This is a genomic window from Salinicoccus sp. HZC-1 (assembly GCF_046736035.1).
Taxonomy (GTDB): Bacteria; Bacillota; Bacilli; order Staphylococcales; family Salinicoccaceae; genus Salinicoccus.
Map to the genome: position 1 here is coordinate 327,439 of NZ_CP177130.1, position 13,552 is coordinate 340,990.

The 13,552-nt window shown below is 42.2% G+C and carries 13 protein-coding genes and 1 pseudogene; 8 read left to right on the forward strand and 6 right to left on the reverse strand.

The genetic code is table 11. The features are described from left to right. Positions 1–238 precede the first annotated feature (238 nt). On the forward strand, positions 239–2,371 hold the full coding sequence (locus ACKRAT_RS01685) for an AAA family ATPase (protein ID WP_411843384.1): 2,133 nt from the start codon (positions 239–241) through the stop codon (positions 2,369–2,371). Positions 2,372–2,447: 76 nt separating this feature from the next. Here the strand turns inward: ACKRAT_RS01685 and ybaK are convergent, their stop codons facing one another. Beyond that, a complete protein-coding gene (ybaK, locus tag ACKRAT_RS01690) occupies positions 2,448–2,933 on the reverse strand; it encodes a Cys-tRNA(Pro) deacylase (protein ID WP_411843385.1) in 486 nt (161 codons plus the stop codon). A gap of 123 nt (positions 2,934–3,056) precedes the next feature. On the opposite strand from ybaK, the gene ACKRAT_RS01695 reads away from it, so the two are divergent. Then, positions 3,057–3,380 carry a CHY zinc finger protein gene (locus ACKRAT_RS01695; RefSeq protein ID WP_411843386.1) on the forward strand — a complete coding sequence of 108 codons (324 nt, stop codon included), beginning with the start codon at positions 3,057–3,059 and terminating at the stop codon, positions 3,378–3,380. A gap of 134 nt (positions 3,381–3,514) precedes the next feature. Beyond that, a complete protein-coding gene (locus ACKRAT_RS01700) occupies positions 3,515–4,171 on the forward strand; it encodes a carboxymuconolactone decarboxylase family protein (RefSeq protein WP_411843387.1) in 657 nt (218 codons plus the stop codon). A gap of 192 nt (positions 4,172–4,363) precedes the next feature. Here the strand turns inward: ACKRAT_RS01700 and ACKRAT_RS01705 are convergent, their stop codons facing one another. Together ACKRAT_RS01705 and ACKRAT_RS01710 are read right to left on the reverse strand one after the other, a co-directional pair. Continuing rightward, on the reverse strand, positions 4,364–5,545 hold the full coding sequence (locus ACKRAT_RS01705) for a M24 family metallopeptidase (protein ID WP_411843388.1): 1,182 nt from the start codon (positions 5,543–5,545) through the stop codon (positions 4,364–4,366). A gap of 44 nt (positions 5,546–5,589) precedes the next feature. Next, positions 5,590–6,777, reverse strand: a complete 1,188-nt coding sequence (locus ACKRAT_RS01710; protein WP_411843389.1) for a cystathionine gamma-synthase family protein — start codon at positions 6,775–6,777, stop codon at positions 5,590–5,592. 654 nt (positions 6,778–7,431) lie between these two features. Here ACKRAT_RS01710 and ACKRAT_RS01715 point away from each other — a divergent pair. The 3 genes from ACKRAT_RS01715 to ACKRAT_RS01725 all read left to right on the forward strand — a co-directional run bounded on the left by ACKRAT_RS01715 (position 7,432) and on the right by ACKRAT_RS01725 (position 9,229). Then, complete coding sequence (locus tag ACKRAT_RS01715) at positions 7,432–8,022, forward strand: superoxide dismutase family protein (RefSeq protein ID WP_411843390.1); 591 nt, start codon at positions 7,432–7,434, stop codon at positions 8,020–8,022. A gap of 185 nt (positions 8,023–8,207) precedes the next feature. After that, a complete protein-coding gene (locus ACKRAT_RS01720; protein WP_411843391.1) occupies positions 8,208–8,366 on the forward strand; it encodes a hypothetical protein in 159 nt (52 codons plus the stop codon). A gap of 263 nt (positions 8,367–8,629) precedes the next feature. Continuing rightward, complete coding sequence (locus ACKRAT_RS01725) at positions 8,630–9,229, forward strand: hypothetical protein (RefSeq protein WP_411843392.1); 600 nt, start codon at positions 8,630–8,632, stop codon at positions 9,227–9,229. Between the two features lie 83 nt (positions 9,230–9,312). Here the strand turns inward: ACKRAT_RS01725 and ACKRAT_RS01730 are convergent, their stop codons facing one another. Continuing rightward, positions 9,313–10,380: an aldo/keto reductase gene (locus ACKRAT_RS01730; RefSeq protein ID WP_411843393.1), complete on the reverse strand. Its 1,068-nt coding sequence runs from the start codon at positions 10,378–10,380 to the stop codon at positions 9,313–9,315. Between the two features lie 484 nt (positions 10,381–10,864). On the opposite strand from ACKRAT_RS01730, the pseudogene ACKRAT_RS01735 reads away from it, so the two are divergent. Next, positions 10,865–11,134, forward strand: a pseudogene (locus tag ACKRAT_RS01735) (phosphatase PAP2 family protein); the annotation flags it as partial. On the opposite strand, the gene ACKRAT_RS01740 reads toward ACKRAT_RS01735, so the two are convergent. Continuing rightward, positions 11,081–11,806: a sulfite exporter TauE/SafE family protein gene (locus ACKRAT_RS01740; RefSeq protein WP_411843394.1), complete on the reverse strand. Its 726-nt coding sequence runs from the start codon at positions 11,804–11,806 to the stop codon at positions 11,081–11,083. The pseudogene ACKRAT_RS01735 and the gene ACKRAT_RS01740 sit on opposite strands and share 54 nt — an antisense overlap. A gap of 82 nt (positions 11,807–11,888) precedes the next feature. Here ACKRAT_RS01740 and ACKRAT_RS01745 point away from each other — a divergent pair, with 82 nt between their 5' ends. Beyond that, the gene (locus tag ACKRAT_RS01745) at positions 11,889–12,458 is read left to right on the forward strand and encodes a DNA-3-methyladenine glycosylase I (RefSeq protein WP_411843395.1); all 570 of its coding nucleotides are present in this window, start codon (positions 11,889–11,891) and stop codon (positions 12,456–12,458) included. Between the two features lie 488 nt (positions 12,459–12,946). Here ACKRAT_RS01745 and ACKRAT_RS01750 read toward each other — a convergent pair whose 3' ends face one another. Continuing rightward, positions 12,947–13,378: a DUF1801 domain-containing protein gene (locus ACKRAT_RS01750; RefSeq protein ID WP_411843396.1), complete on the reverse strand. Its 432-nt coding sequence runs from the start codon at positions 13,376–13,378 to the stop codon at positions 12,947–12,949. Positions 13,379–13,552: the final 174 nt, after the last annotated feature.

The window sequence follows — 13,552 nt, forward strand, 5'->3', positions numbered from 1 at the left end:
AAGCTTTAAAAAGTAACAAAAAACACTTGAAAGTCAAAGAAGGTCAATGTATAATATAGTTAAAGGTCAAAGTTAGTCAAACATCCAAAACTCACTTTTAATAAGAGCTTTTTCTGCTTTAAATTTAGTTGAGCATCTTATTTGAAACAAAGATTACTGGCCTTTATAATATATTTATAGTCAAAGATAGTCAAAGTCAAAGTGGCTATTTAATCGAATAAATAGGAGGAATCTATGCATGAAATGTCAAAACTGTGGTGTTAATGAATCCAATGTAAACTTGGCGATGAACATTAACAATCAAAAAATGCAGGTACATTTATGTAATGAATGTTTCCGTGAAATTCAAGGACAAATGATGAACTCCAATGATTTCTTCTCTGGATCACCTTTTGAAAATACAAATTCCAATAATAAATATTTCCAGGGAAATGGAGGCAATGCAACAGGAACGAAAGTCAAAGAGAAACAGAATGATAGAAACGGACTGCTTGACCAGCTAGGTAAAAATATTTCTGATGAAGCAAGATCAGGTAATGTTGATCCGGTCATCGGCCGTGATATGGAAGTAAAACGTGTTGTTGAAACATTGAACAGAAGGAATAAGAACAACCCGGTGCTGATCGGTGAACCCGGTGTGGGTAAAACGGCCATCGCAGAAGGCCTTGCGCTTAAAATCGTCGAAGGCACTGTACCGGCCAAGCTGATGGATAAAGAGATCTATATATTGGACGTGGCATCTCTAGTAGCCAATACAAGCATGCGCGGTCAGTTTGAAGAAAGAATGAAACAGTTGATCAGTGAGCTGCAGGAACGTGAAGACGTGATTCTGTTCATTGATGAGATCCACCAGATTGTAGGCGCAGGAACGGCAGAAAGTTCACAGATGGATGCCGGCAACATTATGAAACCGGCATTGGCACGCGGTGAACTGCAAATCATTGGTGCGACTACTTTGAAAGAGTACCGGCAAATTGAAAAAGATGCTGCATTGGAACGCCGTCTGCAGCCGATTATAGTCAAAGAACCAACATTGGATGAGGCGGAACTGATTCTGCAGGGCATTAAAGACCGCTATGAAGCGTTCCATGAAGTGCGCTATTCTGATGAAGCCATCAAAGCTTTCGTATCTCTGTCCAACAGATATATTCAGGATCGTTTCCTGCCGGATAAGGCAATCGACCTAATGGATGAAGTCGGTTCCCGTCTGAATCTTTCCAACGCAGAAAACGACTCCGGTTCAATCAAGCAGAAGCTGGATAAAATTTCGAAGGAAAAAGATGAAGCGGCGGAACAGGAAGATTATGAAAAAGCGGCGAATCTCAAATATCAGGAAATGCAGCTTGAGAAACAACTGGAAAAAGCTGAAGACGAAGAGCAGGTCATTGATGTAGATGTTTCTGATATTCAATTGATCGTGGAAGAGAAAACTGGCATTCCCGTCACAAAACTGCAGGCGGATGAACAGGAAAAGATGCGCGGCATCCAGGATAAACTCGGTGCAAAAGTAATCGGCCAGGAAGAAGCGGTAGGCAAAGTGGCAAAAGCCATCCGACGCAGCCGTGCCGGACTGAAATCCAAATACCGCCCAATCGGTTCATTCCTGTTCGTCGGACCGACAGGTGTCGGTAAAACGGAATTGACAAAAGCACTCGCAGAAGAGTTGTTTGGTTCACGTGATTCACTGATCCGGCTGGATATGAGTGAATATATGGAAAAACACGCAGTGTCTAAAATCATCGGTTCCCCTCCGGGCTATGTCGGCCACGAGGAAGCAGGACAGTTGACTGAAAAAGTGCGCCATAATCCTTACAACATCATACTGCTCGATGAAATTGAAAAAGCCCACCCGGACGTACAGAACATGTTCCTGCAGATTATGGAAGATGGTCACCTGACAGATTCTCACGGCCGTACGGTAAGCTTCAAGGAAACAGTCATCATTATGACAAGTAACGCCGGTACCGGTGTGAATACCGCAAGCGTCGGTTTCGGCCCTGAAAAACATGATGCAGTATCGACCCTTGATAATCTGAGTGACTACTTCAAACCTGAATTCCTGAACCGTTTTGATTCCATTATCAACTTCAATGAACTTTCTGAAGAAGATCTTCTCCAAATTGTGGATCTGATGCTTACAGAACTTCAGGAAACAATGGAAGAAAATGAAATGAATATAACAATCACAGATGAAGCAAAACAAAAATTAGTGAAACTGGGCTATGACAAGCGGTTTGGTGCAAGACCATTGCGCAGAGTCATCCAGGATAAAATCGAGGATCAGCTCACTGACCTGATTCTCGAGGAAGAAACCCTTGATGATATTAAAGTCGAAGTGCAGGATGAAGAGATTGCAGTAGTAAAAGCTTAAAAGAATAACGCTGAAAAACAGCTGATATAAACAGACGACTCTGATCCAATTTAGGATTCAGAGTCGTTTTTACATACTATACTGTGACATCAGCATACGCCCCATCTGTTATTTTAAGCAGATCATCCGGGGTCACTTCCATCTGCATGCCTCTTTTGCCTGCAGATACTACAATCGATTCCATCGAAGCGGCATTGGAGGAAATGTATGTCGGAAACTGTTTTTTCATGCCGACAGGGGAACATCCTCCGCGGATATATCCTGTCGTCTTTTCCAGATCTTTCATATGCAGCATATCCACCTTCTTGTTGCCGCTGATTTTGGCCAGTTTTTTCAGATCCAGTTCTGCAGAAGCAGGAATACATGCTACAACCTCACCTGTTTTATTACCTACAGCTACCAGTGTTTTATATATCATTTCAAACGGCATATCGACTTTTGCAGCAGCACTTTTTGCATCCAGGTGCGCTTCATTCCATGGATATTCATGAATTTTATAATTTACTTTATCCATTTCAAGCCTTCTCATTGCGTTTGTTTTCTGTACCTTCTTTTTCTTCATGATAATACCCCTCGCATAATCACTTTGATTAACATTTTATCACACGGATGAGTAGGAATTGTTTGTATTACATCCTTCCATTTGTCTATGATTACATCAAGAATGGTTTTATGGAGGGTAAATATGCTTACGATTTACGGGAAAACTGTCGACAATGAAACGCGGTGTACGCATTACCATCTGAAACAGGATATCATTGCCATAAAATTTAAATGCTGCAATAAATATTATCCTTGCTACAAATGTCATGAAGCGTGCGAAAGTCATGATGTCATGAGATGGGGCCCAGAAGATTTTAGTGAAGAGGCGATATTATGCGGTTTATGCAAAACCGAACACACGATAAATGAATATATGAAAACCAACCACTGTAAGGAATGTGATTCACAGTTTAATGAACACTGTCAGAATCATTATCATCTTTATTTTGAATATGAAAAACTGTGAATACCGAACCGTTACAGTTGAGACAGAACATCCCTTTGGCTAAGCTGATTTAAAGAGATGTTTTTATATTCAAAAAACTCATCTTTTTCCGGCGGGATATTACTCATCCGGCCATATTTCAAGGAGGTAGAATTATGACACAGGAAAGTCTGTATCAGAAGTCCAATATTAAAAGGTTGCCGGAATTATCAAAACTTGCACCAGATGCTTTTAAAGCTTTCTCTCAATTTGACAGGGCGGCAGTGGCTGACGGCGTAGTTCCGCAGAAGACAAAAGAACTGATTGCGGTGGCAGTCGCTCATGTAACCGGATGTCCTTATTGTATTGATATCCATGTAAATGCTGTAAAGAAGCTGGAAGCATCAAAAGAAGAAATGGCAGAAGCGATCATGGTGGCTACAGCCCTGAAGGCAGGATCGGCAATGGCACATGGTGTAAATGCACTCCAGGCGTATGATGGCAGCAGCGAGGATGAACTCTATGCAAAATCGAATATTGACAGGCTCGGTGAATTCGCAGAACTCGCTCCGGAGGCTTTCAAAGCATTTACTCAATTTGATAAAGAAGCTATGAAACCGGGGCTGATCAATCAGAAAGACAAAGAGCTGATCGCCGTAGCAGTGGCCCACGTTACAGGCTGCCCTTACTGCATTGAAATCCATACAAAAAATGCTAAAAGCCTGGATGTTACTCGTGAGGAAATGGCAGAAGCAATTATGGTCGGGACTGCTTTAAAAGCAGGTTCTGCAGTTGCACATGGTGTCAATGCATTAAATGCCTATGACGCCTGATTTATTTTTCAGATAGAAGCCATGTGTATTTTCGGCTGATTTAATAAAATAGAAGATTTCGATATGAATCAGAAATGATTCATCTTTTTTACGCAGGAGGATTAACATATAAAAATTATTAAAAGACGCGCCAAACCCCTTATCCATTTGGGTCAGATAAGGGGTTTTTGGTAATCCAGTGTAATGACTATCTTAAATTGACTGAACAACCGGTTTTTCATAAATTTCCTGATTAAACGAAGTGAATTGTTCTATGCCGTTATCTGTTACCAGGACTGATTCTGTTATCGCAACTCCGAATTCATCGAACCAGAGCCCCGGCATCAAATGGAATGTCATATTTGGTTCCAGTATCGTGCGGTCGCCTTCGCGGAAACTGATAGTGTGCTCTCCCCAGTCGGGGGGATAACTCATACCGATCGAATAGCCGATCCGCGAGTTTTTCTCATAGCCGTGTTTCGCTATTGTACGGCTCCATGTACTGTTCACCTCTTCAGCTGTTACGCCGGGTTTCATGACTTCAAGTGTTTCTTGTATCCCGTCAGTGATGACTTTGCCGGCTTCCCTGACATAGTCGGGTATCTTTCCGATTGAGACGGTCCTGGCCATCGGGACATGATAACGTTTGTAGCAGCCTGCGATTTCTATCGTTAAAGCATCGCCTTCCTTATATTTTTTATCGGTCCAGTTCAAGTGCGGACTCGCAGTGTATTTTCCGGTCGGTATCATGGGAACCATCGATGTATAATCTCCCCCGAAGGTTTCACTGCCGTAAATCTGTGCATGGGTGATCGCCGCTGCCACTTCATTTTCCCGCACTCCCGCACCGACTTTATCATATGCTGCCTGCATCGCATTTTCGACAATTTTTGCGGCATTGCGCATATAGCTGATTTCCGTCTCACTTTTATAAACCCTTACCCAGTTCACGAGTCCGCCCGCATCTTTTAGTTCGGCTGCCGGCAGACCCACTTCCAGGCGTTCATGGCATTTGGCCGTATAATAAAAGGTGTCCATCTCAACACCGGTTTTTCTGTCTCCCTTTCCTCTGTAATCGAGCTCCGTTGCAACAAAATCCATCGGATGTCTGATAGTCGACTGTACATATTCATCGGGATAATAGATGATATTGGAAGCACTCAACCATGTGGTCAGTTCTGCGCCTCTGGCATCCATTCCTCGTCCGATCCAGAGCGGCTCTTCCTCATCGACGAACACAATAACGACTTGATTGACATAAAAACTCCATGCATCATACCCTGTTAGATAACACATATTGGATGGATTGGAGACTATTAAAACTTCTACTCCATACTCCAGCATTTTTTGTTTCGTTTTGTTCATTCTAATTTTATATTCTTGTTTGGAGAACATCCCATCTCCCCTTTTTCTTTATGGTTTATAAGCAGGAGGACATCTTATGATTCATCTAGAACTTTCAATGCATTTTCAAGGTCGGTTTTAAGGTCTTCAAACGATTCGATTCCTGCAGAATATCTTACCAGGCTGTCAGGTATTCCGAGCGCTTCGAGTTCTTCCGGGGTTGATTCCACATGACTTGTCGTATTTGCGGGGCCTACGGTTGTTTCGACTGCGCCCAGGTTGGCTGCCCGGTTGGCAAACTCGAGACGCGGCAGTACTTTTTTAACAGCTGCCATACCACCGTGTAATGAAAAGCTCAATACACCGCCATATCGCCGCATCTGCCTTTTGGCAATGTCGTGATTCGGATGGTTTTTAAGACCCGGATAAAATACGCTGGAAACAGCCGGGTGTGAAGATAGATATTCCGCAACTTTTTCAGCGTTATCACATTGCTTTTGCACTCTTAAATCCAATGTCTTCATTCCTCTGATCATCAAGTAGGCCCCATGTGGGTCCATTGTGGCACCATTGATTTCACGGTAGTGGAATACCTGATCCACAAGTTCCTTGCTGCCGGCAAGTGTGCCGCCGAGTGCATCGGCATGTCCGCCCAGGAACTTGGTAGCACTGTGGATGACGAGATCGGCCCCCAGTTCAAGAGGATTTTGCAGCATCGGCGTCGCAAAAGTGTTGTCAACAACGAGAATGGCATCCATCTCTTTGGCAACTTTGGCAATTCTCTCAATGTCTGTGATTTTCAAAGTCGGATTTGTCGGGGTTTCCAAATGGACCAGCTGGCAGCCTTTTCTGATTGCTTCTTCCAAAACTTCATGATCGCCTGTTTCACAGAGTGAAACCTCGATATTCAGGTTCGGCAGAAAGTCGCTGAAGATCCTATTCGTCCCGCCATACGTATCTTTAATGCTGACAACGCGATCTCCCGGACGTAAAAATGTGTACAATGTATTGCTTATCGCTGCCATTCCTGTAGAGAAACTTGTTGCGGCTTCTGCACCTTCAAGCTGACGGATCTTGTCTTCGAACGAGGCTAGAGTCGGGTTGGTATTGCGGCCGTATATATGACCTTCGGCCCTGCCTTTGGCAACATCATACCAGCGGTCCAGATCTTCATATTCATAAGCGACACTGTTGATGACCGGTACCTGGCTTGCTCCGTGCACTCTGTAATCTTTTTCTCCCGCCCAAACTGTCTCTGTCGAAAGCTCTGCTCTTTTCTTCATTTCCTCACATCCTATTTATATAATATATTAAATTGTAAACGCTTTCATAAATCAGGAAATAAAAATCCGGATTCCCCGGTCAGTGGGACCGGAAAAATCCATATAGGGTAATATTACCTCTTAAATATACTGTACCATCTAATAGGCATGTTGATGAACTACGCCGTCACTAAAGTAACGGGTTTCTAGGAACATCTAACTTGTTCAGGCAACTTAAACGGTGCAGCCGAACAGCGGTCGGATTATTTTACTACGGCCCGTCCCGGGCCTTTCAGATATTATTTGTATTGCAAGATGGCTTGGTTATCGCCTATCTGAAATATACCATTAAAACGCTGTCATCTCAAATGTTTAGTCAAAGTACAGATCGTCCGGGACGAGATGCATCCTATGATTAAAATCATAGGTTTTCTCTCTGACGACCCCTAATAAAAAGATTCATTTTTAGGAATAATAATGTCTTCCTCTAATTCTATCTCACTGTCAATGAATGGTTTTAACATGAGAAGGCAGACAGCGAAGAAAGCAACAACTTCAAATACGACAAGCGACATACGCAGATGATAAATATTATTGTAAATATCTCTTTTGATAAAGTTTATTTTTACACTCTGAGGGAATCAGGGCATTAATAACTATTGAAAGGGGTATTCCATGAAGCGTTGGATGTTCTTGGTTCTGACTATGGCACTCATTGCGGTTTTGGCGGCCTGCAGCGGAAACAACACAGAGTACGATGGAGATGAAGAAGAGACTTTTCTTGAAGAAGAGAGCGAAGGTACCAGTGGGTCATCACAGGAAGTTACAGTTAATTTGATGGATACGAATGAAGAAGAAGTTGCAACGGCTACTTTAACCGAAAGTGAATCGGGCGTAAATGTCGCTTTGGAAGGGGAGAATCTGCCGCCGGGTGAACATGGTTTCCACATTCATGAAACCGGATCCTGTGAATTGCCGGACTTCGAATCGGCAGGCGGTCACTATAACCCGACAGATGCAAATCACGGTATGGAGGACCCTGAAGGGCCCCATGCAGGTGATATGGAGAATATAGAAGTGGGTGAAGACGGTACAGTGGATACTGAAGTGACTGCAGATATGGTGACACTTGAAGACGGCCAGGATAATACACTGTTTACAGAAGATGGAACAGCGCTTATGATACATTCGGAAGCGGATGACTATGAAACGCAGCCATCAGGCGATGCTGGAGACCGCATAGCATGTGGAGTAGTTAGTAAATAATGAGGTATTTAAAGAAGACCGTTTACAGGACGGTCTTCTTCTTATTATTCATGCAGATACATCAAGTAGAAATTTATGACACTCACTGTATGAAGTGAGATAATGAATTCAATGACAGAATGCATATTTCAATTATGTTAAACTGGACTTCCAAATTTGTAATTCCAAAAAGAAAGAGGTATTCGATGAAAAGAAGAATTATAGTCTCATTAGTCATGGCTCAAGTTCTGATTTTATCTGCATGCGGCATGAATAATAATGATGACTCAGAATTTGATCAGCAGCAGACAATCAATGATACGAATTATCAGGAGAGTAATAATGGTTCCGGAGACACTGATTGATTTCAGCAGGGAGGAACGAGCCATAATGATTATCAAAACCCGTCCCTGAAAATTCCGCCGGAATGGTATTTTTGTTTATAATATCAGATGAAATGGTGAAAAATTATTTTAATAAATCCGTTTAAATAATTGATGAATGTGAATACTATAGTTAGAATAGTTATTACTATAGTAAAGAGAATATTCAGTAATTAAAGTGGCGGACAGCAATTTAGACGCAGTATTTGAAGCATTCAAATTCAAAAGTCCGCGAAGGAGAGAATATGATGGAAAACAGCGCACCGGAATGGGAGAAGGGAGCTGCAAGAGCAAGTGCACCGCACGGTATTATAATGGTGGCATTTACCCTGGCATTCTCGATCTGGTTTGGTTTTGCATGGGGCATAGCCGGCTGGATATTATTTGCAGTGGCGATGATAGGGGCTGCTTATATATTGGCAGGAAGTCTCAAAAACATGCAGCTTTCAAAATCTATTGGAAATGACAAAACGTCTGAAGTCATACGTATAGAACGATCGATCGGATTTCTTGTCGGTGTCACTTACGCTACAATCCTCATTGTGGCTATTCTCCTGCTGACATATGACTTAACAATATTCATTATTCCGTTCATTACATTGGTCATGGGGATTCATTTTCTGCTTCAGGCATCAATTATGAATCGTACCCTTGATTATTATATTGCACCGATACCTTTGATATCAAGTTGTATCGCAGCTTATTTCGCATTTCAGCCGGACACTTCAATCTATTCCGTATTTGCGATTGCAGGTATCGGGGGCGTGGTCGCTTCAATCATTTATGGCTTTTATGTGATAAAGACTTATAAAAGAATGGTCGAAGAAAAAAAGGCGGCTTCCTGATTACACAAAAGATTGGAATGAAATAAAAAATTCTCCGGGAATCTTTAGATTCCCGGAGAATTTTAGTTTTTGATTTTTAATGTCTATTCCAATCCCATCGATTTCTTATAAGCTTCCAGATAAGCCATTTCTGAAGGAGAAGCCTTATCAAATGAGCTCATTGTCCGGTGCCAGAGTGGATAGAAGGGCTCCGGTCGTGCAGCTGATTCGATTCTGTCGTGTTCAGCCTGCGTCAGGTTGATCTGATATGAAGCGATGTTTTCACGGAGCTGTGTTTCGTTTCTCGCCGCAATGACCACAGGTCCGACATTCGGACGGTCCTTGGTCCAGGCGAGGGCGATTTGCGGGACTGTTGCATTCCGGTTTTCCGCCACTTCTTTAAGAGCATCAATCACATCATACAGACGCTCATTATCCATCACCCAGGGTTCCGGCCAATCTTCTCCCTGGCGTGTGCCTGGGGGCGCATCATTGTTTCGGTCAATCTTTCCGTTAAGCAGACCTTCACCAAGCGGACTCCAGATCATGTTGCCGACACCGAGTTCACCGCCTGCCGGCAGGAGTTCATATTCCGCTTCCCGGGCCTCGGGGGTATAATATATCTGCTGTGTGATTGGCGGGATGTAGCCATTCTGTTCAGCCATTGTATAAGTTCTGGCCAGTGCCCAGCCGCTGTAGTTCGATACACCCCAATAGCGGATCTTTCCGGATTTAATCAGATCATTCATCACCTGGATGGTTTCTTCCACCGGCGTCCGGCCATCCCATAGATGGACGAAATATACGTCCAGATAATCCGTGCCCAGTCTCTCCAGGCTGTTGTTGATAGAATTTTCGATGTTGTAGCGTGATGCCCCGACAGCGTTCGGATCCTTGCCCAGATCGAACCCTGTTTTTGAAGTCAGTATTACCTTATCCCGTCTGCCTTTGATTGCTTTGCCGAGGACTCTCTCTGCATCCCCTTTGGAATACAGATTTGCAGTATCGAACATGTTGATGCCCGCGTCCAGGCTTATATCCACCAGTCTCCTGGCTTCATCTTCTTTAATATCCCCGGCCGGTTCAAAACCATTCGTTCCGCTGAAAGGGATTGTTCCAAGAATATACTTGGGCACCTTGAGACCAGAGTTTCCTAAATAGATATAATCCATGATATCCTCCTTAGAGTCATTTGGAACTCAAATTCCCTTTGCATATGAATGTAAACACAGACAGATGATATAATTGAAGATGATTATATTACTATATAAGGGAGAATGAAGGTGAATAATAAAAATCTATATTTCATTGTGCTGTATGCAGTGTTATTCATCGGTCTCGCTTTAAGTGTCAGGCTGGGGTTACAGATGCTGCAGACAGGTCTGTTTATCATTTCATAAGAAGATTCGATGATTTTGAATGGTTAAATGCATACCTGACATTTCTTTCCCGTATCTTTGAGCCGTTTAATGCAGTAATCATATTTCTGATTGGCGCTGTTATTTATTATTTTAAAAAAGATTCCTATTTTTGGCTGTATGTGACGGGGGCAGGTTTCAGTCTGGCGGCAGGCGCAGCGATGAAATATATTTTTCAGAGAACAAGACCGGAGGTCGGACAAATTCCTTTTGATGGTTTCAGCTTTCCAAGCATGCATGTGCTGTCTTTTTTGTTCTGGTCATTTTGCTGTTCAGAATCAGCAATAATATATATTTTAGAGCGGTTTTTGTTGTTCTGATCATTTCCATGATGATATCGAGAGTATATCTGGGCGCACATTTTCCATCAGATACAATAGCGAGCATGATTCTGGTGCTTCTGATACTTCATATTCTGGAATTCATAAAGGAGAAATTTATGAAGAAGTGCGGTTTACATGGACATCAGACTCTGAATCAGCAGATAGGCACCCGTGCAGCTCAATAGAATATAAGTGAATATCCTGAACATATCCTGATTGATCCATTTGAAAATATATTGCCCGATAAACAGCCCGGCCAATACTGCCGGTACGGCATACAGGCTGGATTTCCAAATCAGCAGACTGGTGCCCGTAAAGATAATCTGCGTAATCAGGCTGATAAAGTATATAAACAGATAAAAGGCTAAAGTGGTTGCCCTTAATTTATCCTTTCCCATGCTCGTTCCCGTAAAGTAGAGCAAGAGCGGCGGCCCGGGCATACCGATGCTTGTAGTGAAAAGACCGGATAACCCGCCGGTCAGACGATCCCTGCCCCGCGTTTGTCCGACTCTGAAATTCAAAATGAGCAGTGAAGTCAGCGCGAGAAGCAGAATGCCCACACCGAATTTGAATGCATCTATGTTAATCGACATATATATCATTATGCCAAAAGGAACACCGGCAATACTCGCAGTTATCAGGCGCTTCAGCACTGTAAAATCAACTGCGTTTCTTATAGAACGGATAAGTGAAATTGAAATGATCAGGGACAAAATGATATTTATCTGGATCGCTTCCTGCGGGAGGAACAGCAGCAGGAGCAGGGGAGTGGCCATTATGGAAAATCCGAATCCTGTACTTGTCTGAAGTATCGAAGCGATCAGTACAATACATATGAAAAATATAAAAGCGCTCAAATTGTCATCCTTTCTATCACAATATGATGTGTCATAATAATCATGATATCATTTTAGCAAACCGCAGAAGGGGAACTGAAGAATGAAAAGATGTTTGTGGGCGGGTGAAGAACCGCTGATGCAGCAATATCATGACAGCGAATGGTGCGTGCCCAGCCGGGATGACCGGTATATTTTTGAAATGCTCACCCTCGAAGGCGCACAGGCAGGGCTGTCATGGAGTATTGTATTGAATAAAAGAGAGGACTACAGAGAAGCGTTTCATAATTTTGATATCGTCCATTGTTCCAGGTTGACGGATGAAGATCTGTTAAATATTAAAGAAAACTATAACGTTGTCAGGCATTTGGCCAAACTGCAGTCAGTCCGGTCGAATGCGCAGGCTGTTTTAGAAATTCAGGAAGAATTCGGAAGCTTATCAAAATACTTATGGGAATACGTTGAATGCAAACCCGTTATAAACAATAGGAAGATGGATGCAGATATCCCTGCTTCCACGGACTTATCAATACGCATCAGCAAGGATATGAAAAAGCGGAACTTTAAATTTGTCGGCCCGGTAATCATATACTCATTCATGCAGGCAATCGGAATGGTGAATGACCATATTGAAACATGTGAATATCATCCACAGAATAAAGAAACCGAATAAGTTTCATATCGTGAACAGGTAAAACACACTGTCAAAACCCAGCAGACGCAAGCCTTTGAGTACATCAAGATTAAAAAACAAACTATGTATTCTTTAAAACTATTAACTACTCTGTTTAGTAGTACTCAGCGTAGATATAAGCGCATGCGGAAATCCCGTAAGTATAATTCTTATAAATGTAATAAAATTCAAATAATAGAGGAGTAGGTAAAATGAAAAATTGTTAGGATATATAGATATTCCTTCATTGATTTTTAGTTTCTTTTTAGTTTTTTTAGTTTCAAATTTAATGGTAATCTATTTTTCAGAAGGAACTGGAGATTTGGGTAAGAGTATATTTTTATCATTTTTTTATATGAGTTTTTTGATTTTTGTTCTGATTGTTGTAAATAAAGTAAAAGAGGATCATGAAAATAACAAAGGATAGCAAAAATTCTTCTTTGCTACCCTTTGTTATTTTCCTCAATTCAATCCCTCATTTCTCATTATTATTTTCGAGATTCATACAGCCGGGTCCACTCATCCACTGTCATCTTTTCAGCCAGTTCCCCGAGCAGTTCATACGGCACTTTCTTAGGGTTTGTAAACCTGATACAGCTTTTACCCATATTGAGCTTTGTCGACATATACTTGGAATATTCATCTACAAACCAGTCATACAGCGCCTGATCCTGGTAAATTCCCATATGATAGACAGCTAGATGTCTTTTTTGGGCGGCGACACCGATGAACGGCAGTGGTTTATTATCCACATGATACCCTTCCGGATATTTTTCTTTCGGCACGACAAAGCCCGGCATGCCATGCTGGACATCCACTTCAAAACCTTCCGGGATATTCTCGCTGATTGCCTTCCATGTCTTTAGAAAGCTGTCCTTCCACTTCTCGTCAATATTTTGTACATATTCATCAAATGTCATTTCGCCACTTCCTTTTTAGAGTGCTTCATTAAATATATTAAAGCACAAATCAGGGAGTGATTATAGTGAAGACAGGGATTGATGTTGTAACGACTGCTGTTAGAAACTCCGATATAACAGTTGATTTTCAGAGGGAGGGATGTCTTTATTGTTATATAATGAAGGTGTCAAAAA